This is a genomic window from Pseudomonas putida (genome assembly GCF_001976065.1).
GTDB classification, from domain to species: domain Bacteria; phylum Pseudomonadota; class Gammaproteobacteria; order Pseudomonadales; family Pseudomonadaceae; genus Aquipseudomonas; species Aquipseudomonas serbica.
Window position 1 is genome coordinate 795299 of record NZ_MNAH01000001.1, and the last position, 19337, is coordinate 814635.

The 19337-nt window shown below is 61.0% G+C and carries 16 protein-coding genes; 7 read left to right on the top strand and 9 right to left on the bottom strand.

Features of this window, described 5'->3' with window-relative positions; all coding sequences use genetic code 11:
- The first annotated feature begins 1 nt into the window (after nt 1).
- The gene (locus tag BKX96_RS03665) at nt 2–781 is read left to right on the top strand and encodes an amino acid ABC transporter ATP-binding protein (RefSeq protein WP_046815551.1); all 780 of its coding nucleotides are present in this window, start codon (nt 2–4) and stop codon (nt 779–781) included.
- Nucleotides 782–812: 31 nt separating this feature from the next.
- Nucleotides 813–2423 carry a gamma-glutamyltransferase family protein gene (locus BKX96_RS03670; protein ID WP_077182718.1) on the top strand — a complete coding sequence of 537 codons (1611 nt, stop codon included), beginning with the start codon at nt 813–815 and terminating at the stop codon, nt 2421–2423.
- A 409-nt stretch (nt 2424–2832) separates the two neighbouring features.
- On the opposite strand, the gene BKX96_RS03675 is transcribed toward BKX96_RS03670, so the two are convergent.
- Entirely contained in the window at nt 2833–3174 is a 342-nt protein-coding gene (locus tag BKX96_RS03675; protein ID WP_046815549.1) for a DUF6124 family protein, read from the bottom strand.
- A 129-nt stretch (nt 3175–3303) separates the two neighbouring features.
- On the opposite strand from BKX96_RS03675, the gene BKX96_RS03680 reads away from it, so the two are divergent.
- Nucleotides 3304–3942, top strand: a complete 639-nt coding sequence (locus tag BKX96_RS03680; RefSeq protein ID WP_077182719.1) for a LexA family protein — start codon at nt 3304–3306, stop codon at nt 3940–3942.
- Nucleotides 3943–3981: 39 nt separating this feature from the next.
- On the opposite strand, the gene BKX96_RS03685 is transcribed toward BKX96_RS03680, so the two are convergent.
- The 4 genes from BKX96_RS03685 to BKX96_RS03700 all read right to left on the bottom strand — a co-directional run bounded on the left by BKX96_RS03685 (nt 3982) and on the right by BKX96_RS03700 (nt 9651).
- On the bottom strand, nt 3982–5937 hold the full coding sequence (locus BKX96_RS03685; RefSeq protein ID WP_077182720.1) for an acetyl/propionyl/methylcrotonyl-CoA carboxylase subunit alpha: 1956 nt from the start codon (nt 5935–5937) through the stop codon (nt 3982–3984).
- Nucleotides 5937–6752: a gamma-carboxygeranoyl-CoA hydratase gene (locus BKX96_RS03690; RefSeq protein ID WP_046815546.1), complete on the bottom strand. Its 816-nt coding sequence runs from the start codon at nt 6750–6752 to the stop codon at nt 5937–5939. The genes BKX96_RS03685 and BKX96_RS03690 overlap by 1 nt, the downstream gene beginning before the upstream one ends.
- Nucleotides 6753–6867: 115 nt before the next feature.
- Nucleotides 6868–8475: a carboxyl transferase domain-containing protein gene (locus BKX96_RS03695; RefSeq protein ID WP_077182721.1), complete on the bottom strand. Its 1608-nt coding sequence runs from the start codon at nt 8473–8475 to the stop codon at nt 6868–6870.
- 12 nt (nt 8476–8487) lie between these two features.
- A complete protein-coding gene (locus BKX96_RS03700) occupies nt 8488–9651 on the bottom strand; it encodes an isovaleryl-CoA dehydrogenase (RefSeq protein WP_046815544.1) in 1164 nt (387 codons plus the stop codon).
- 274 nt (nt 9652–9925) lie between these two features.
- On the opposite strand from BKX96_RS03700, the gene BKX96_RS03705 reads away from it, so the two are divergent.
- A complete protein-coding gene (locus BKX96_RS03705) occupies nt 9926–11623 on the top strand; it encodes an AMP-binding protein (protein ID WP_077182722.1) in 1698 nt (565 codons plus the stop codon).
- A gap of 687 nt (nt 11624–12310) precedes the next feature.
- Here BKX96_RS03705 and BKX96_RS03710 read toward each other — a convergent pair.
- The 3 genes from BKX96_RS03710 to BKX96_RS03720 form a co-directional block, all read right to left on the bottom strand.
- Nucleotides 12311–13210, bottom strand: coding sequence for a hydroxymethylglutaryl-CoA lyase (locus BKX96_RS03710; protein ID WP_077182723.1), 900 nt, complete (start codon nt 13208–13210; stop codon nt 12311–12313).
- Nucleotides 13211–13353: 143 nt separating this feature from the next.
- Nucleotides 13354–13755: a MerR family transcriptional regulator gene (locus tag BKX96_RS03715; RefSeq protein ID WP_046815541.1), complete on the bottom strand. Its 402-nt coding sequence runs from the start codon at nt 13753–13755 to the stop codon at nt 13354–13356.
- Between the two features lie 203 nt (nt 13756–13958).
- Complete coding sequence (locus tag BKX96_RS03720; RefSeq protein WP_046815540.1) at nt 13959–14888, bottom strand: LysR family transcriptional regulator; 930 nt, start codon at nt 14886–14888, stop codon at nt 13959–13961.
- 165 nt (nt 14889–15053) lie between these two features.
- Here BKX96_RS03720 and BKX96_RS03725 point away from each other — a divergent pair, with 165 nt between their 5' ends.
- On the top strand, nt 15054–16283 hold the full coding sequence (locus BKX96_RS03725; protein ID WP_077182724.1) for an acyl-CoA dehydrogenase: 1230 nt from the start codon (nt 15054–15056) through the stop codon (nt 16281–16283).
- 45 nt (nt 16284–16328) lie between these two features.
- Here the strand turns inward: BKX96_RS03725 and BKX96_RS03730 are convergent, their stop codons facing one another.
- On the bottom strand, nt 16329–17135 hold the full coding sequence (locus BKX96_RS03730; protein ID WP_077182725.1) for a TatD family hydrolase: 807 nt from the start codon (nt 17133–17135) through the stop codon (nt 16329–16331).
- 236 nt (nt 17136–17371) lie between these two features.
- Between BKX96_RS03730 and BKX96_RS03735 the strand changes: the two genes are divergently transcribed.
- A complete protein-coding gene (locus tag BKX96_RS03735; RefSeq protein ID WP_077182726.1) occupies nt 17372–18793 on the top strand; it encodes an MltF family protein in 1422 nt (473 codons plus the stop codon).
- A 103-nt stretch (nt 18794–18896) separates the two neighbouring features.
- A complete protein-coding gene (locus tag BKX96_RS03740) occupies nt 18897–19331 on the top strand; it encodes a DoxX family protein (protein WP_046815536.1) in 435 nt (144 codons plus the stop codon).
- Nucleotides 19332–19337 lie beyond the last annotated feature (6 nt).

The window sequence follows — 19337 nt, forward strand, 5'->3', positions numbered from 1 at the left end:
GATGGCGCACATGAGTGAAGAACTGGTCATCGAGGCGCTGGATATTCACAAGTCTTTCGGTGACCTGGAAATTCTCAAGGGCATTTCCCTGCAAGTGAAACGCGGTGAAGTGGTGGTGCTGATCGGCGCCTCCGGTTCCGGCAAAACCACCTTTATCCGCTGCATCAACCTGCTGGAAGAGATCCAGTCCGGGCAGATCCGTGTCGGCGGTCGGCCCATGGGCTATCGCACCCGGGCCGATGGCAGCCTGGCCCGGGATTCGGAACGCAACATTGCGCGCCAGCGCCGGGACATCGGCATGGTGTTCCAGCGCTTCAACCTGTTTCCGCACATGACCGCCCTGGAAAACATCATCGAAGCGCCGATCCAGGTGCTTGGTGTAGCGCGCGCGGCGGCGCTTGAACAGGCGAGGGCGCTGCTCAAGCGCGTCGGGTTGGCGGAGAAGGCCGATCACTACCCGTCGATGTTGTCAGGTGGCCAGCAGCAGCGGGTGGCCATTGCCCGGGCGCTGGCCATGAAACCCCAGGCGATGCTGTTCGACGAACCCACCAGTGCCCTGGACCCGGAAACGGTCGGCGAAGTATTGCAAGTGATGAAGGAGTTGGCCGAGGAGGGCATGACCATGGTCGTGGTCACCCACGAAATGGGGTTTGCCCGCGAGGTAGCCGACCGGGTGGTGGTGCTCGATCAGGGTGAACTGATCGAGCAGGGGCCGCCCGAGCAGATTTTCAGCCAGCCCAGGCACGCCCGTACCCGTGCGTTTCTCAGTCGCGTGCTTTGAGCCCATCCAACCCATTTGTGTGAGTCCTGCCATGTTCAAGTTTTCTGCCCATGAGTATCCCTACGCCTCACAACGTCAAAGTGTCTTTGCCAAGCGCGGCATGGTCGCCGCCTCACAGCCATTGGCCGCCGAAGCCGGCATTGAAATCATGCGTCGCGGCGGCAATGCCATCGATGCCGCCATTGCCACGGCCGCGGCCCTGACGGTGGTCGAGCCCACCGGTTGCGGGATTGGCGGCGACGCCTTTGCGTTGGTCTGGACGCAAAACAAACTGCACGGCCTGAACGCCAACGGAGCAGCCCCGCAAGCCCTGAGCATCGAGGCGGTGAAGGCGGCCGGCCACGAAAAAATGCCGCTGCATGGCTGGACACCCGTGACCGTGCCGGGTTGTCCCTCCGCCTGGGCAGAGTTGTCCACGCGTTTCGGTCGCCTGCCTTTTACGGATTTGTTGCAGCCAGCGATCAGCCTGGCGCGGGATGGTTTTCCGGTGTCGCCGGTGGTTGCGTTGCAGTGGCAAACCGCGCTGGAAGACTTCACCCCGGATCGTCAGGACGTGCTTGAAAGCTGGTTCGACACCTTTCTGATCGATGGCCGCGCACCGCGCGCCGGCGAGCTGTTTCGCAATCCGGCCCAGGCACGCACCTTGAGCGAACTGGCGGCCACCGGTTGTGAAAGCTTTTATCGCGGCGCGCTGGCGCAACGACTGGACGCCCATTCGCGCGCCACGGGCGGCTATCTGCGCGCCAGTGATCTGCAAGACTATCGCGCCCAGTGGGTCGAGCCGATCAAGGTCAACTACCGCGGCGTCGACGTCTGGGAGATTCCACCGAGCGGCCAGGGGCTCGTGGCCTTGATGACGCTGAAGATTCTCGAAGGTTTCGCGTTCGACCACCGTGACAGCCAACAGACTTGGCACCGTCAGCTCGAAGCCATGAAGCTCGCCTACAGCGATGGCTTGCACTACATCACCGACCCGCAGCACATGCGGGTGGCAGTGGACGACTTGCTGAGCGACGCCTATGCCAGCCAGCGCCGGGCCCAGATCGGCGAACGCGCGGTGGCACCACAACCGGGCGAACCCCATGCCAGTGGCACGGTCTACCTGGCGACCGCCGACGTCGACGGCAATATGGTTTCATTCATCCAGAGCAACTATCACGGTTTCGGCTCCGGCGTGGTGTTGCCGGACAGCGGCATCGCCCTGCAAAACCGCGGTGAGGAGTTCAGCCTTGATCCGGGTCACGCCAATTGCCTGGCACCCGGGAAAAAGACCTTTCACACCATCATTCCCGGGTTTCTTACCAAGGACGGCGAGGCGCTGGGGCCTTTTGGCGTGATGGGTGGTTACATGCAGCCCCAGGGGCACGTGCAGATGGTCATGAACCTGGTGGATTTCGGGCTCAACCCACAAGCGGCTCTGGATGCGCCGCGCTGGCAGTGGTTGGGCGAAATGAAGGTAGGCATCGAGCAGGACGCTTCGCGAGACATGGCGGCGGCACTGGCACGTCGCGGGCACGAAGTGCAGGTGGTGTGTGATCGGACGAGTTACGGGCGTGGCCAAATCATCCTGCGCGACCCTGAAACCGGCGTGTTGTGTGGCGGGACCGAGCCGCGTGCGGACGCGCATATCGCCGTGTTTTGATAATCTGAGGGGGGCGTCTTCCCTGACGCCGTCGCAGCTTAGAGATTATGCGATTGATTCTCAAGTGCTATTTTGCCATCAGTTTGCCCCAATGCCATGAGGCTTCTCTTGTCAACTGATATTCTTTTGATATGATCCGCGCCATTGAATTTGCGACACATACAGACTTCATTAGCCTGAAGCCATAAGCCAGATAACTGGCAAAAAAAGACCCGGCAAAAAGCCGGGTCAAAAACCGTGATTAGCCTGATGAGGAGATAGTCCAGGAGACCGACCTAAGGTCACCTGGTCCATCGACTGATCTCGCGACCAGCTGATGCAATAATAATCATTCTCGTTTGCAAGTCAAACGATTTTCCCTGCGCGCCAGGAAAATTCTTTCCTGTCCCTTCGCTTCAGCCTCTTCTCGCTAGAGTTTCTTGCCGCCCTCCAGGGAGCGGTTCACCATTGCCTTTGCCATGTCGATCATATGCACGGTCGAGAGCGCCAGGTCCCTATGCGAACCGTGCAGGTGGCTCGCTGACTCATAGGCAGTGGCGGCGGCGCAACGTAGCAGCCCGGAAGCATGCACCAGGGCTTCCTCGATACTGACGTTACGGTTTACGTCAAAGAAATGCTCCTGCACCCCTTCCTCTGCAACAGCTGGTTTCAAGTAGTAATCCAGTGCTCGCTGTGCGGCCGCGGAGCCCAGGGGAGTGTTGAGGGACGTATCGATTTGCAGGTCGGGCAAGTCATTGCTGGGTATATTCATGATTAAAGCGAGCTCCGTGATAAATTCAGGTCCGTGAACTCATCCTAATACGTTACGTATTTGTGACAATAGTATTAATACTACATTTTGTGTTTTGTTGGGCGAGGGCCGCCACGTATCGTGCCGCACATGGATAAATGGATAGAATTGGTCAAGGCCAAGATGAGTGAGCTCAAGATCACTCAGGAAATACTCGCCGACCGCCTCGGGATGTCCCAGGGCGGCATCGGGCATTGGTTGACGAAACGCCGTCAGCCCGGCATCGACGACATGAATCGTGTCCTGCAGGCGCTGGGCCTGGGCTTTCTCGAAGTGGCGCTGGTGATTCGCGAGCCTGCGCACGAACAGGACGACGAGGTTTGCCTGACGCAAAAGTACAACCCGTACTTTCGCTACCCGGTCAGTGACTGGCGGGACACCGCGCAGGTGCGCGATGGGGAGCAGGCGCCGTACCGTTTCGAACTGTCCGACTACCACGCCCAGGGGGCGGCGTTCTGGCTGACGGTGGTTGGCGATGCCATGACCGCACCCAGTGGTCCCAGCGTAGCCGAGGGCATGTTGATCCTGGTAGACCCGGACGTTGAAGCCGTGCCGGGCAAACTGGTGATCGCGCAATGGTCCGACAGCAATGAGGCGATCTTCCGCAAGATGAGCGAAGAGGGCGGGCAGCGTTACCTGGTCCCGCTCAATCCGACCTATCCGAAAAGCCTGTTCACCGAAGAATGCCGAATCATCGGCGTGGTGGTCCAGGCCACCGTGAAGTTCTAGCCAGGCCGGTCCGCGCCATGCGCAGGACCGACCTTGTGGTCAGGCTTCTTCCAGTTCGACCAGCGCACTGCCTTCGCTGACCATCTCGCCTTCCTGGCAATACAGCGCCTTGACCACACCGGCATGGGGGGCGCGGATGCTGTGCTCCATCTTCATGGCTTCCAGCACCACCAGTTGCGCCCCGGCCTCGACCGATTGCCCGGCCTCCACCAGCACGCGCACGATGCTGCCATTCATGGGGGCGGTGAGCCCGCCGTGATGACTGTGACTGGCTTCAACGGCCGTGATCGGGTCGTAGGTCTCGATGCGGCGCAGTTCGCCTTCCCATTGCAGGTATACATAGTCACCGCGGCGGATCGCCCGGTGTTGGCGGCGCACGCCATCGTGATCGATCAGCAACTGCTCGCCGGTGAGGCGTGCGCTGTGGGACTGGGAGTTGCCCAGCGTCAACGCGCGATCCTGGCCCTCGCAACTCAGGTGCAGGGTGATTTGCGCGGGCAAGCCGGCGCGCAGGCCGTTGCCGATTGCCCATGGCGAGCTCGGATCATCGCCACGCGCCGTGCTGTGCAGGCTCTGGGCAAATGCCTGGGCGGCGGCTTGCCAGAAGTCGTCGCTGAGCGCGGCCGGCTGTGGCAGCAGCTGTTCCTGGTAACGAGGGATGAACCCGGTATCGAGTTCGGCCTGGGCAAACGCCGGGTGAGCGATGATTCGACGCAGGAAGTTGATGTTGGTCTTGAGCCCGCCGATGGCGAATTCATCGAGCATGCTCAGCAAACGCAGGCGCGCCTGTTCGCGGTCTTCGCCCCAGGCAATCAGTTTGCCGAGCATCGGGTCGTAGAAGGGCGAAATCTCATCGCCTTCTTCAACGCCGCTGTCCACCCGGCGACCGGCACCCGGCGCAGATTCGCGATACAGCTCGAGGCGACCTGTTGCAGGCAGGAAGTCATTGCCCGGATCTTCGGCGTACAACCGCACTTCAATCGCATGACCGATCAGCGGCACCTGTTCCTGGGTCATTGGCAAGGCTTCGCCACGGGCCACACGGATCTGCCAGGCCACCAGGTCGAGGCCGGTGATGGCTTCGGTGACCGGGTGTTCGACCTGCAGGCGCGTGTTCATCTCCATGAAGAAGAACTCGCCGCGGGCATCGAGCAGGAATTCCACGGTGCCAGCTCCGACGTAACCGATCGCCTGTGCCGAACGCACGGCCGCTTCGCCCATGGCGCGACGCAGTTCAGGGCTGAGGCCTGGGGCGGGTGCTTCTTCGACGACTTTCTGGTGCCGACGCTGGATCGAGCAGTCGCGTTCGTTGAGGTACAGGCAGTTGCCGTGCTGATCGGCGAACACCTGGATCTCCACGTGACGGGGTTTGAGCAGGTACTTTTCCACCAGCATCCGCGAATCGCCGAACGACGATTGCGCTTCGCGCTGGGCCGAGGCGAGGGCTTCGGCCAGCTGGCTGACGTCCTCGACCACTTTCATGCCCTTGCCGCCACCACCGGCCGTGGCCTTGAGCAGCACGGGGTAGCCGATGCGTTCGCAGGCGGCGCGGAAGGTTTCCAGGTCCTGGGCTTCACCGTGATAGCCCGGAACCAACGGCACGCCGGCGGTTTCCATCAAGGCCTTGGCCGCGGATTTGCTGCCCATGGCGTCGATGGCCGAGGCGGGCGGGCCGAGGAAGACCAGGCCCGCCGCTTCGATGGCGCGGGCGAACCCGGCATTCTCGGACAGGAAGCCGTAACCGGGATGGATCGCCTGGGCACCGCTGGCCTTGGCCGCAGCGATCAGTTTATCGATTTGCAGGTAACTGTCAGCGGCCTTGCTGCCACCCAGGTCGACACGTATGTCGGCTTCACGGCTATGCCGGGCATCGCGGTCGGTGGCGCTGTGCACGGCCACGGTGGTCAGGCCCAGGGCCTTGGCGGTGCGCATCACCCGGCAGGCGATTTCGCCGCGGTTGGCCACCAACAGGGTAGTGAGGACGGGTGCGCTCATCAACGCGGCTCCTTGGTGGTGGTTGCGGCTTGCCAGCTCGGCGGACGTTTTTGCAGGAAGGCGCGCAGGCCCTCCTGGCCTTCGGCGCTGACGCGGATGCGGGCGATGGCGTTCTCGGTGTAGCGACGCAGGGACGGAGTCAACGTGCCGTCGCCGACTTCACGCAGCAAGTCCTTGCTGGCGCGCATGGCGGCGGGGCTGTTGAGCAGCAGGTTGTCGATCCATTGTTGGATTTTCTGTTCCAGCTCGGCGCTCGGGTAGCTCTCCGACAACAGGCCGAGTTCCCGTGCCCGTTGGCCGCCGAAACGTTCGGCGGTCAGGGCATAGCGTCGCGTCGCGCGCTCGCCGATGGCTTGCACCACGAACGGGCTGATCACCGCCGGCGCCAGGCCGATGCGCACTTCCGACAGGCAGAACTGCGCGTCATCGGCGCCAATGGCCATGTCGCAGCAACTGATCAGGCCCAGCGCGCCACCGAAGGCTGCACCTTGCACCACCGCCAGGGTCGGGACTTTCAGCTTGGCGAGGTTGTACATCAGCTCCGCCAGTTCCCGGGCGTCGTCGAGGTTGGTGGCGTAGTCGAGTTCAGCCGATTGCTGCATCCAGGCCAGGTCGGCACCCGCGCTGAAGTGTTTGCCACGGCCACGCACGATCAGGAACCGCAGGCTGGCATCGCTGGCCACTTTGTCCAGGGCAAGGATCAGTTCGCGGATCATCTCGGCGTTGAAGGCGTTGTTCTTTTCTTCACGGCTGAGCCACAGCGTGGCAAAGCCACGAGGGTCGGTCAGCAGTTCGAGGGTGTTGAAGTCGCTCATATTCATCCGTCTCCACGGTCCTTGTGGGAGCGGGCACGCTCGCGAAGAACGATAACGCGGTGCATCAGATGAACCGCGGCGAATCCTTCGCGAGCAAGCCCGCTCCCACAGAAAATCACATCCGGAACACGCCGAAGCGGCTCGATTCGATTGGCGCGTTCAGCGACGCGGACAAGGCCAGTGCCAGCACGTCGCGGGTCTGGGCCGGATCGATGACGCCGTCATCCCACAAGCGCGCGCTGGAGTAGTAGGGGTGGCCCTGCTCTTCGTACTGGTCGAGGATTGGTTGCTTGATCTCGGCTTCCTGCTCGGCGCTGAAGCCCTGGCCGGCTCGCTCGGCCTGCTCGCGCTTGACCTGCACCAGCACGCCGGCCGCCTGTTCGGCACCCATCACGCCGATGCGCGCATTCGGCCACATCCACAAGAAGCGTGGATCGTAGGCACGGCCGCACATGCCGTAGTTACCGGCACCGAAGCTGCCGCCGATGATCACGGTGAATTTCGGCACTTTGGCACAGGCCACCGCGGTCACCAGTTTCGCGCCGTGCTTGGCGATGCCGCCGGCTTCATATTTCTGGCCGACCATGAAGCCGGTGATGTTTTGCAGGAACAACAGCGGGATACCGCGCTGGCACGCCAGCTCGATGAAGTGCGCGCCTTTCTGCGCGGCTTCGGCGAACAGGATGCCGTTGTTGGCGAGAATGGCGATCGGATAACCGTGCAGGTAGGCAAACCCGCACACCAATGTCGTCCCGAACAAGGCCTTGAACTCGTCGAACACCGAACCGTCCACCAGCCGCGCGATGACTTCGCGCACGTCGAACGGTTGCTTGGCATCGGCCGGCACCACACCGTACAACTCGTCGCTGGCATAGAGCGGGGCGATGGGGGTGCGTTGCTGCACGTCACCCTGCTTGCGCCAGTTGAGATTGGCGACGCTGCGCCGGGCCAGGGCCAGGGCATGTTCATCACTTTCGGCGTAATGGTCGGCCACACCGGAAATCTTGCAGTGCACATCGGCCCCGCCAAGGTCTTCGGCGCTGACCACTTCGCCCGTTGCGGCTTTCACCAGCGGTGGGCCGGCGAGGAAGATCGTCGCCTGCTCGCGCACCATGATCGCCTCGTCGGCCATGGCCGGTACGTAGGCGCCGCCCGCGGTGCACGAGCCCATGACCACGGCAATCTGCGCAATGCCCATTGCGCTCATGTTGGCCTGGTTGAAGAAGATCCGGCCGAAGTGCTCGCGGTCTGGAAACACTTCGTCCTGGCGCGGCAGGTTGGCGCCGCCCGAGTCCACCAGGTAGATGCACGGCAAGCGGTTTTGCTGGGCAATCGTCTGGGCGCGCAGGTGCTTTTTCACCGTGAGCGGGTAGTACGAGCCGCCTTTTACCGTGGCATCGTTGGCGACGATCATGCATTCGACGCCTTCTACCCGGCCGATCCCGGCAATCACGCCGGCGGCAGGCACGTCTTCGCCGTACACCTCGTAGGCCGCCAGCTGGCTGATTTCCAGAAACGGCGAACCCGGGTCGAGCAGACGGTTGATGCGCTCGCGGGGCAGCAGTTTGCCGCGGGAGGTGTGGCGTTCTTGCGCTTTCGGGCCGCCACCTTGCGCCACTTGGGCCAGCAGAGTGTGCAGGGCGTCGACCTGTTTGAGCATCGCCGCGCTGTTGGCCGCGAACTCCGCCGAACGGGGGTTGAGCTGGGTATGCAGGATAGCCATGGACAGCTCCGTTTAGCGGGTTTCGTTGAACAGTTCGCGCCCGATCAGCATGCGACGGATCTCACTGGTACCGGCGCCGATTTCGTACAGCTTGGCGTCACGCAACAGACGACCAGCCGGGAATTCGTTGATGTAGCCGTTGCCGCCGAGAATCTGGATCGCGTCGAGGGCCATTTGCGTGGCGCGCTCGGCGCTGTAGAGGATCACGCCGGCAGCGTCCTTGCGGGTGGTCTCGCCGCGCTCGCAGGCCTGGGCCACCGCATAGAGATAGGCGCGGCTGGCGTTGAGCTGGGTGTACATGTCGGCGACCTTGCCCTGGATCAGCTGGAATTCGCCGATGCTCTGGCCGAACTGCTTGCGGTCGTGGATGTACGGCACGATCAGGTCCATGCAGGCCTGCATGATCCCGGTCGGGCCGCCGGACAGCACGACGCGCTCGTAGTCGAGGCCACTCATCAGTACCTTCACGCCGCCGTTGAGCACGCCGAGGATGTTTTCCTGCGGCACTTCGACGTCATCGAAGAACAATTCGCAGGTGTTCGAACCGCGCATGCCGAGCTTGTCGAACTTGTTGCTGCGGCTGAAGCCTTTCCAGTCACGTTCGACGATGAAGGCAGTGATGCCGTGTGGGCCTTTTTCCAGGTCAGTCTTGGCGTAGATCACGTAGGTGTTGGCGTCCGGACCGTTGGTGATCCAGGTCTTGCTGCCGTTGAGCACGTACTTGTCGCCACGTTTGTCGGCGCGCAGCTTCATCGAGACCACGTCGGAACCGGCGTTCGGTTCACTCATGGCCAGGGCGCCGATGTGTTCGCCGCTGATCAGCTTGGGCAGGTACTTGGATTTCTGTTCGTGGTTGCCGTTGCGGTTGATCTGGTTGACGCAGAGATTGGAGTGAGCACCGTAGGACAATGCGACCGAGGCCGAGCCGCGGCTGATTTCTTCCATGGCGACCACGTGCGCCAGGTAACCCAGGCCGGCACCGCCGTACTCTTCCGGCACGGTGATGCCCAGCAGGCCCATGTCGCCGAATTTGCGCCACAGGTCGGCGGGGAACAGGTTGTCGATGTCGATCTGAGCGGCGCGCGGGGCGATCTCTTTGGCGACGAAGGACTGGACCTGATCGCGCAGCATGTCGATGGTTTCACCGAGGGCAAAGTTCAGGGATGGGTAGCTCATGGGTCACCTTTTGGCATTTTTGTAGGGTGGGGAGGGCAGTGATTCAGCTCTCACCTTTACGTTAACGTAAACCTGTGACGAAAGGCTGTCAATCGCCCTTTACGTTAACGTCAACTTGAGCGAGAGTAGGGGCATTGAAACCTGTAGGAGCGGGCTTGCCCGCGAAGGCGTCGGATCTGTCGACATCAGTGTAGAGCGTGCTGGCCTCTTCGCTGGCAAGCCAGCTCCTGCAGGGACCATTCGTAGCCCATTAATAAAGACAATAGGGGTCGTCATGGATCAACCCAGTGCAAGCCCGCAACGCAGTTACACCCGTGGTTCCCAGGACAAAGCCTTGCTGGCGATGACCATCGGCCAGGCGTTCGACAACACAGTCGCGCAATACCCGGACGGAGAGGCGCTGGTGGTGCGCCATCAACAGCTGCGCTACACCTGGCGGCAACTGGCGGATGCGGCAGACTTGCATGCCAGGGCGCTGCTGGCGCTGGGTCTGCAGGCCGGTGACCGGCTGGGCATCTGGGCTCCAAACTGCGCCCAGTGGTGCATCACGCAGATTGCCACGGCGAAAATCGGCGTGATCCTGGTCAACATCAACCCGGCCTACCGCAGTTCCGAACTCGAATACGTATTGAAGCAGTCCGGCTGTCAATGGCTGGTCAGCGCCGGGGCGTTCAAGACCTCCGACTATCACGCCATGCTGCAGGGCCTGGTGCCGGAACTGGCGGAGCAATCCATCGGCAAATTGCACAGCGAGCGCCTGCCGGATTTGCGTGGGGTGATCAGCCTGGATGCACAGCCTCCCGTCGGTTTCCTGCCGTGGTCGCAACTGACCGATCTGGCGGGCAGCATATCGGTTGAGCAGTTGCACGAACGTCAAGCCAGCCTGAACTTCGATCAGGCGGTGAACATCCAGTACACCTCCGGCACGACAGGTTTCCCCAAGGGCGCTACCCTCAGTCACTACAACATTCTCAACAATGGCTACATGGTCGGCGAAAGCCTGGGCCTGAGCAACGTCGACCGGCTGGTGATCCCGGTGCCGTTGTACCATTGCTTCGGCATGGTCATGGGTAACCTCGGCTGCATCACCCACGGCAGCACCATGATCTATCCCAACGACGCGTTCGATCCGCTGTTGACCCTCAGCACCGTCGCCGAAGAACAGGCCACCGCGTTGTATGGCGTGCCGACCATGTTCATCGCCATGCTCGATCAACCCCAGCGCGCCGATTTCGACTTGTCGAGCCTGCGCACCGGGATCATGGCCGGTGCCACCTGTCCGATCGAGGTCATGCGCCGGGTCATCAGCGAAATGCACATGAGCGAAGTGCAGATCGCCTACGGCATGACTGAAACCAGCCCGGTGTCGTTGCAGACCGGTCCGTCGGACGACTTGGAGTTGCGCGTGACCACGGTCGGACGTACCCAGCCACAGCTGGAAAGCAAAATCATCGACGAAGCGGGCAACCTGGTGCCCCGTGGCACCATCGGTGAGCTGTGTACGCGCGGTTACAGCGTGATGCTCGGTTACTGGAACAACCCGCAAGGCACGGCCGAAGCCATCGACCAGGCCGGCTGGATGCACACCGGTGACCTGGCGAGCATGAATGACGAGGGATACGTGTGCATTGCCGGGCGTAACAAGGACATGATCATCCGTGGCGGCGAGAACATTTATCCGCGCGAACTGGAAGAGTTCTTCTTCACTCACCCAGCGGTGGCCGACGTGCAGGTGATCGGCATTCCTTGCTCGCGTTATGGCGAAGAGATCGTTGCCTGGATCAAGTTCCACCCCGGCCACAGTGCCACTGAGCAGGAGCTGCAAGCCTGGTGCAAGGAGCGCATCGCGCACTTCAAGACGCCGCGTTACTTCAAGTTCGTGGAAGAGTTTCCAATGACGGTGACGGGCAAGATCCAGAAATTCCGCATGCGCGAGATCAGCGTCGAGGAACTGCGTAGCAAGCAAGGCTGACCGCAATCCACTTATGGGAGCGGGCTTGCTCGCGAAGGCGGCGTATCGGTCGATACATGCATTGACTGACTCACCGCCTTCGCGAGCAAGCCCGGTCCCACAGGGGGGGAGGTGCTGGAAACACAAACGCCAGACAGCACAAAGGGGAGCCGAGGCTCCCCTTTAATTTTCGTTGCGCGTGCTCTTTTTTTATTATTGAGGGGCGGTCTGTTGTTGTTTTTGGTGACCGTTGACCCTTTACCGCTGTTTTTGTCGATCCCCATCCGGGATCAAGAGCAAACGTATTTTTTTGAGCGCTGATCTACTTTTTCGCTGAGCGATCCAACCAGTTCGGGAGCTACCTGAAGGTAGTTTTATTGTTCTCTGCCCGGTTGCGGGTAACTCCGAAAAGCACCCTGAAAAGCACATCCTCTCCAAAAAAATCTGTTAGCTGCGTCTCTGCCGTGTTGTTTTTGTTATGTCAGAGTCGTTACGTCTTGTTTTTATTGGGGTTGTCGCAATTTTTTTATTCTTGTTGTGCGATAGATATAGCAGGAGCCGTGCCAACTTTAAAAACTCCTTTAAAATCAAGTGGTTGAGATTTTCTGGATTTTTCCAGCATGGCAGAACCAGACATTTTGTTTCCGTGTTACTCGCTTTCGCCCCACATTCCGGATGTTGCGGTAACACCCGGACACATGCGCACACTCAATGTGCGCTACGGGCCTTCGCTACGCGGGAGCCGGTTGGACGTCCCAGCACGGTACATATCTGCTGACCGGCCAGGATCAGCGCATCCAGGTCGATCCCGGTTTCAATCCCAAGGCCATTGAGCAGGTAAACCACGTCCTCGGTGGCGACGTTACCGCTGGCACCCTTGGCATAAGGGCAACCACCGAGACCGGCGATGGAGCTGTCGAACACCGAGATGCCTTCCAGCAGGCTGGCGTAGATGTTGGCCATGGCCTGGCCGTAGGTGTCGTGGAAGTGTCCGGCCAGTTTGTCCCGCGGGACATCGGCCGATACAACTTCAAACATCTTGCGCGTGGCACCCGCGGTGCCGGTACCGATGGTGTCGCCCAGCGAAACCTCGTAGCAGCCCATGGCGTAGAGCTCGCGAGCCACCCGCGCTACCTGTTCCGGCGCGACGTGACCTTCATAGGGGCAGCCCAGCACGCAGGACACGTAACCACGCACGCTGACACCATGCTGTTTGGCGGCCTCCATGATAGGGACGAACCGCTCCAGGCTTTCGCTGATCGAGCAGTTGATGTTGCGTTGGGAAAACGCTTCCGACGCCGCGGCGAACACCGCGACTTCCTTGACCCCGCAGGCGAGGGCATCTTCAAAACCTCGCAGGTTGGGGGCGAGGGCGCCGTAGGTGACGCCAGGCTTGCGCTGGATCTGCGCGAAGACATCGGCAGAGCCAGCCATCTGCGGCACCCACTTGGGCGAAACGAAGCTGCCGACTTCTATATAGCCGAGGCCCGCGGCCGTCAGGGCATCGACCAGTTGTACTTTGTCGGCGACGCTGATTGGTTGGGCTTCGTTTTGCAGACCATCGCGGGGGCCGACTTCTACCAGGCGTACGTGGGATGGAAGAGACATGAGGATCCACCTGTAGTAATGGGTGAACGGAGATCAAAGTGTGGGAGCGGGCTTGCTCGCGAACGCGGTGGGACAGTCGACATACGTATCGATGTAAAACCGCATTCGCGAGCAAGCCCGCTCCCACAGTGGATTGTGTAGGCCTACTGAATGGATTCCTGACTCTTGAGCGTTTGCTCCAGCGCTAGCACGCAGCGCTCTTCAGCGGTATCGAGCTCCAGTTTCATCTGTTCGATGTCCAGCAACTGCTGTTCCAGCTGTTCCCGGCGTTCGCTGATTTTTGCCAGCATGCTGTGAAGTTGCTTGGTGTTACCGCTGGATGGATCGTAGAGCTCGATCAGCTCGCGGCATTCGGCCAGGGAAAAGCCGATGCGCTTGCCCCGCAGGATCAGCTTCAGGCTGACCTTGTCGCGGGGTGAGTAGATGCGTTCCTGACCACGCCGCTCGGGGCTGAGCAGGCCTTGTTCTTCATAGAAACGAATGGCCCGGGTGGTGATGTCGAGCTCGCGGGCGAGGTCGGAAATGCTGTAGGTCTGGCTGCTCATCGGCGCGCTCGCAAAAGGTCATGCGCTAAGCTAATGGCAGGTTGACGTTTACGTCAAGGGTCGTGAGTTTCAGAGTGCTTGCGAACCTCTTCGCGAGCAAGCCCGCTCCCACCTTTGATTTGCGTCGAACACAAATACTGTGTCCAGCAAAGATCGAGTGGGACCGGGCTTGCTCGCGAAGAACGATAATGCGCAGTAACGCCCTACACCTTGTCCAGCTTCTTCTCCTGCGCCGTCACCTGCTGGCACAACTCGATCATCTGCTCGCGCATCCAGCGATTCGCCGGGTCCTGGTCAGTGCTTTCGTGCCAGTAAAGATGGGTTTCCACCGGCGGCACATCGTTGACCGGCAGATAAAAGGCGTGCAGGTCGTTACGTCGAGCGAAGCGTTCCGGCACGGTCATGACCATGTCGGTCTGCTGCAGCACCTGCGAGGCCATCAGGTAATGCTGGGAGCGCAGGGCAATCTTGCGCTGGATACCCATTTTTCCCAGGGCCAGGTCGACATAACCCAGGCCGCTGCGACGGCTGGAAATGTGGATGTGGGTCAGGCCCAGGTAATCATCCAGGGTGAGTTTTTCCTTGCCCGCCAACGGATGCCCCTTGCGCATGGCACACACATAACGGTCTTCCATCAGCTTGACGTGGCGCACCTGCGGGTCGGTGTTGAGTGGCGCATCCACGGCGAAGTCGAGTCGGCCGGCGGCCAGTTCCTTGGTGGTCTCGCGGCGCTTGGACAAAAAGCTTTCGATGATCACGGTCGGCGCAAGACGACGCAGGCGCTGGAACAGCGGCGGCAGGATCACCGCTTCGGTGAGGTCGGTCATGCTGATGCGGTAGGTCTTGTTCGCCTGCTGCGGGTTGAAGATGCGGCTTTCCTGGACGGAGATGCGCAGCAGGGAGAGGGCGTTGCGCACCGGCCCGATGATGTTCTGCGCCATCGGCGTGGGCACCATGCCCTGGGCGGTACGCACGAACAGCGGGTCGTTGAACGTCTCGCGCAATCGGGCCAGCGCGTTGGACACCGCAGGTTGGGTAATCCCGACAATCTGCCCGGCGCGGGTCAGGTTGGCCTCTGTGTAGATCGCGTCGAAGACGATGAAAAGGTTGAGGTCGACCTTGCTCAGATTCATTGCGCTGCACTCTTGTTTTAGGTGGGCTCGATCAGTCGATCATATATCGGTGATGAATGTTAATACACGCCGAGAATAGGCTAGGTAAATTTTCGTAGCTGTTCTAGCATCGATTTCATCACTGAACAACTCCTCGAAAACCCCGATGAAAAGGTAGAGCTGGCCATGGATTTCGCTTATTCGCCCAAGGTGCAAGAACTGCGTGAGCGCGTGACCGCGTTCATGGACACCTACGTCTATCCCGCCGAAGCGGTATTCGAGCGCCAAGTCGCCGAAGGCGATCGCTGGCAGCCGACCGCGATCATGGAAGAACTCAAGCTCAAGGCCAAGGCGCAAGGCCTGTGGAATTTGTTTCTGCCTGAGTCCGAGCTCGGGGCAGGCCTGACCAATCTCGAATACGCGCCACTGGCGGAAATCATGGGGCGTTCGTTGTTGGGACCGGAGCCGTTCAACTGCTCGGCACCGGACACTGGCAACATGGAAGTACTGGTGCGCTACGCCAACGAAGAACAGAAACAACGCTGGCTCGAGCCTTTGTTGCGGGGCGAGATTCGCTCGGCGTTCGCCATGACCGAACCGGACGTTGCATCGTCCGACGCCACCAACATGGCCGCCCGTGCCGTGCGCGATGGTGACGAGTGGGTGATCAATGGCAAGAAGTGGTGGACTTCCGGCGCTTGCGATCCGCGTTGCAAGATCCTGATCTTCATGGGCCTGAGCGATCCCGACGCACCGCGCCATGCGCAGCACTCGATGATCCTGGTGCCGGTGGACACCCCCGGCGTGAAGATCCTGCGTCCGTTACCCGTGTTCGGCTATGACGATGCCCCCCACGGTCACGCCGAGGTGCTGTTTGAAAATGTTCGGGTGCCGTACGAAAACGTCCTGTTGGGTGAAGGACGCGGCTTCGAGATCGCGCAAGGTCGTCTTGGCCCTGGGCGGATTCACCACTGCATGCGTTCGATCGGCATGGCCGAGCGTGCGCTGGAGCTGATGTGCAAGCGCTCGGTGAACCGCACCGCGTTCGGCAAACCCCTGGCGCGCCTGGGGGGCAACATCGACAAGATCGCCGATTCGCGGATGGAAATCGACATGGCCCGCCTGCTGACACTCAAGGCGGCGTACATGATGGACACCGTCGGCAACAAAGTGGCGAAGAGTGAAATCGCGCAGATCAAGGTGGTGGCGCCGAACGTGGCCTTGCGCGTGATCGACCGGGCGATCCAGATCCATGGCGGGGCAGGGGTGTCCAACGATTTCCCGCTGGCCTATATGTATGCCATGCAGCGCACCCTGCGCCTGGCAGACGGTCCGGATGAAGTGCACCGGGCGGCCATCGGCAAGTTCGAGATCGGCAAGTACGTGCCTAAAAAGATGTTGCGCAGCAGTCACTAAGACGGCAGCGCGGGCCCAATCCGGGTCCGCGCTCACTCAACGCATTCAATCCACGTTGGGCAGCCCGTAGAACGCTCGCGCGCAAGCGGTACTGTGGGCGGCCAGGTCTTCCTGGCTTTCGCCGCGGTGCAAAGCCACCTCACGTAACACTTGCGTCAGATACGCCGGCTCGTTGCGACCGTTTTTCGGTTTGGGGCGAAGGCTGCGCGGTAACAGGTACGGCGCATCGCTCTCCAGCATCAACCGCCCGCGCGGGATCTCCTTGACCAAGGGGTGCAAATGCGTGCCCCGGCGCTCATCGCAGATCCAGCCGGTGATGCCGATGTGCAGGTCCATATCCAGGTAACTGAACAACGCTTTCTGTTCGCCGGTGAAGCAGTGCACCACAGCGGCGGGCAATTGATCGCGGTAGTCGCGCAGGATTTCCAGCAGGCGCTGGCTGGCATCGCGCTCGTGCAGGAACACCGGCATTTGCAGTTCCACCGCCAGCGCCAGGTGTTCTTCGAGGACTTTCTCTTGCTGTGGGCGCGGTGAAAAATCGCGATTGAAATCCAGGCCGCATTCACCGACCGCCACGACGTTCGACTCTTTCAGCAGACTGCGCAGGCGACTCGCGCTGTCGGCACTCCAGTCGCTGGCCGCGTGGGGATGAACACCGGCGGTGGCGAACAGCCGTTGCCCTGTTTCATCCAACTGCCGGCACAGCTCCAGCGCCTGTTCGCTGCCGTCGACATCGGTGCCTGTGAGCACCAGTTGGCAGACACCGGCGGCATAGGCGCGGTCCAGTACTGCCTGATGCTTGTCGGCAAAACTGGGGTTGGTCAGGTTGACGCCGATATCGATGAGTTGCATGGTGCTACCTCGGGCCCAGGGCCGCAAAGCATACCAGAGCTCTAGAATTATCAGAAAAGCCAAGAACTACAACGAGTTATGGCGGTCTCTTAATGCCGCGAGCAAGCCTGGGTGGTGGCGATGCCATCATTGTGCCAGTCTTTCGCGCATTGCCAGCGTCTTCAGACGCTCAGTTTCTGTCGCTTGATTGCATGAATTCATTCATGTGGTCGACCTGAATTCTTTGCGGAGAGTGGATGATTCGTCCCTCGGTTTTGCTACTGCTGTGTTGCTCGCTGCTGCTGCCGGTGTCGGCGGTCGCGCGTCTGCCCGGGCCGCTGCAAGCCGTGCCGGCGTCCAAAGTCCGTGACCTGACGGACATCCGCAGCAGTCGTGTGTTGCGGGTGCTGGTCAACCAGAGCCGCAACAGCTCCGGCGAAGTCCAGGGCCAGGCCATCGGCGTTGAATACCACCGCTTGCGCGCCTTCGAGCAATACCTCAATGGCCACGCCCGGGACGGCCAGGAAATCACCCTCAAGATCATTCCCAAGGCCAAGGATCAATTGCTCGGTGCGTTGCAGCGCGGGGAGGGCGACCTGGTAGCACCCGGAGAGCTGCTCGACCTGCAGCCAGGCTTCGCCGTCAGCAGCAGTGAACCGGTTGCCAGTGACATCCCGCTGGTGCTGGTGGGCATCAAGGGCGAACGTCGCTACACCCGTCTCGAACAGCTGTCAGGCAAGACCCTGGCGCTGCCCAACGGCAGTGCGGCCGGGGACGCCGTCAGCCAGATCAACCAGAAGCTGGCGCTGCATAAACTGCCGCCGGTCAAGGTCGAGTGGGTCGACCCGAGCCTGGCGGTCGAGGACGTGCTGGAGATGGTCCAGGGTGGGATCTTTCATCTGACCATCGTCGAACAGCCGATTGCCGAACGCTGGGGCAAGATCCTGCCGAAATTGCGCATCGATCGCCAGGTGCTGATCAGCGAGCCGGGCGAAGAGTTCTGGTTCGTGCGCCGCGACGCGTCGATGCTGCGGGCCAGCATCGATCGTTTCCTGGCGGGCTATAAAAAGCCGTCGGACCAGGATGTGGCGTTTCTGCGCATCTATCGACGCCTGTACCAGGTCCATTATCCCCTGGCCAAGGCTGATCGCCAGCGCCTGGAAAAGCTGCGGCCCGTGCTGCAAAAACATGCAAGCGCCCAGGACATGGACTGGCTTAACCTGGCGGCGTTGGCGTTCAAGGAATCCGGCCTGCAACCCGCGGCGCGCAGTGGCGGGGCGCCGACCGGGCTGATGCAGATCACACCGTCAGCGGCGCAGCGGGTGGGCGTGAACAACATTCAGGAGCTGGATGCCAATGTGCAGGCCGGTGCCAAGTACCTGGCGATGATTCGCCGCAAGTTCTTCGCCAGCCCCAAGCTCAATGAGCGCGAGCGCATGGCCTTTGTGCTGGCGGCCTACAATATCGGGCCGGAGCGGGTGCAGGGGATGCGCGCGGAGGCCCGGCGACGGGGGTTGAACCCCAATCAGTGGTTTTTCCAGGTTGAGCGCATCGCTATGGAGCAGGTGGGAATGGGACCTGTCAGCTATGTTAATAGCGTGAACAAGTATTACCTGGCGTTCGATCGGGAGCGGGAGTCGTTGGAGCCCCAGGGGCAAAAAGTTGCCTTGCGTAAATGATCGAATAAACTGATCGTTATGGCGGATTAATTGCGCTTTTAACATGATATTTACTGATTAATATAGCGGCCATCCAACACACACTCTCAAGGGATGTCACAGCATGAGCACATTGATCAACAAGGTACTGTTTACCCGCGCTGGCTACGGCCTGACCGTTTTGCGGATTTTCGTCGGCATCATCTTCGCTGCCCACGGTTCGCAGAAACTCTTCGGCGCATTCGGTGGTTATGGCCTGGCGGGTACTGCTCAGTACATGGAAAGCATCGGCCTGGCACCGGGCTACCTGATGGCGACGCTGGCGGGCGGTACCGAGTTCTTTGCCGGCCTGGCGCTGATCATCGGCTTGCTGGTCCGTCCGGCGGCACTGGGCCTGACCTTCCTTTCACTGGTGGCGATCTTTACCGTGCATATCAGCAATGGACTGTTCATGGCCAACAACGGTTATGAGTTCGCTTTGGCGCTGCTGGGCGGCAGCATCGCGGTGCTGATCGAAGGCGCCGGCAAGCTGTCGGCGGACCGCGCCATCGCCGGCTGACGGTTT

Bases quoted from the DNA above. Each gene is read 5' to 3' on its own strand.
- BKX96_RS03700 (WP_046815544.1), bottom strand. From the start codon at position 9,651: ATGAGCTACCCATCCCTGAACTTTGCCCTCGGTGAAACCATCGACATG.
- BKX96_RS03665 (WP_046815551.1), top strand. From the start codon at position 2: ATGGCGCACATGAGTGAAGAACTGGTCATCGAGGCGCTGGATATTCAC.
- BKX96_RS03725 (WP_077182724.1), top strand. From the start codon at position 15,054: ATGGATTTCGCTTATTCGCCCAAGGTGCAAGAACTGCGTGAGCGCGTG.
- BKX96_RS03680 (WP_077182719.1), top strand. From the start codon at position 3,304: ATGGATAAATGGATAGAATTGGTCAAGGCCAAGATGAGTGAGCTCAAG.
- BKX96_RS03740 (WP_046815536.1), top strand. From the start codon at position 18,897: ATGAGCACATTGATCAACAAGGTACTGTTTACCCGCGCTGGCTACGGC.
- BKX96_RS03685 (WP_077182720.1), bottom strand. From the start codon at position 5,937: ATGAGCGCACCCGTCCTCACTACCCTGTTGGTGGCCAACCGCGGCGAA.
- BKX96_RS03675 (WP_046815549.1), bottom strand. From the start codon at position 3,174: ATGAATATACCCAGCAATGACTTGCCCGACCTGCAAATCGATACGTCC.
- BKX96_RS03710 (WP_077182723.1), bottom strand. From the start codon at position 13,210: ATGTCTCTTCCATCCCACGTACGCCTGGTAGAAGTCGGCCCCCGCGAT.
- BKX96_RS03730 (WP_077182725.1), bottom strand. From the start codon at position 17,135: ATGCAACTCATCGATATCGGCGTCAACCTGACCAACCCCAGTTTTGCC.
- BKX96_RS03735 (WP_077182726.1), top strand. From the start codon at position 17,372: ATGATTCGTCCCTCGGTTTTGCTACTGCTGTGTTGCTCGCTGCTGCTG.
- BKX96_RS03690 (WP_046815546.1), bottom strand. From the start codon at position 6,752: ATGAGCGACTTCAACACCCTCGAACTGCTGACCGACCCTCGTGGCTTT.
- BKX96_RS03715 (WP_046815541.1), bottom strand. From the start codon at position 13,755: ATGAGCAGCCAGACCTACAGCATTTCCGACCTCGCCCGCGAGCTCGAC.
- BKX96_RS03670 (WP_077182718.1), top strand. From the start codon at position 813: ATGTTCAAGTTTTCTGCCCATGAGTATCCCTACGCCTCACAACGTCAA.
- BKX96_RS03705 (WP_077182722.1), top strand. From the start codon at position 9,926: ATGGATCAACCCAGTGCAAGCCCGCAACGCAGTTACACCCGTGGTTCC.
- BKX96_RS03695 (WP_077182721.1), bottom strand. From the start codon at position 8,475: ATGGCTATCCTGCATACCCAGCTCAACCCCCGTTCGGCGGAGTTCGCG.
- BKX96_RS03720 (WP_046815540.1), bottom strand. From the start codon at position 14,888: ATGAATCTGAGCAAGGTCGACCTCAACCTTTTCATCGTCTTCGACGCG.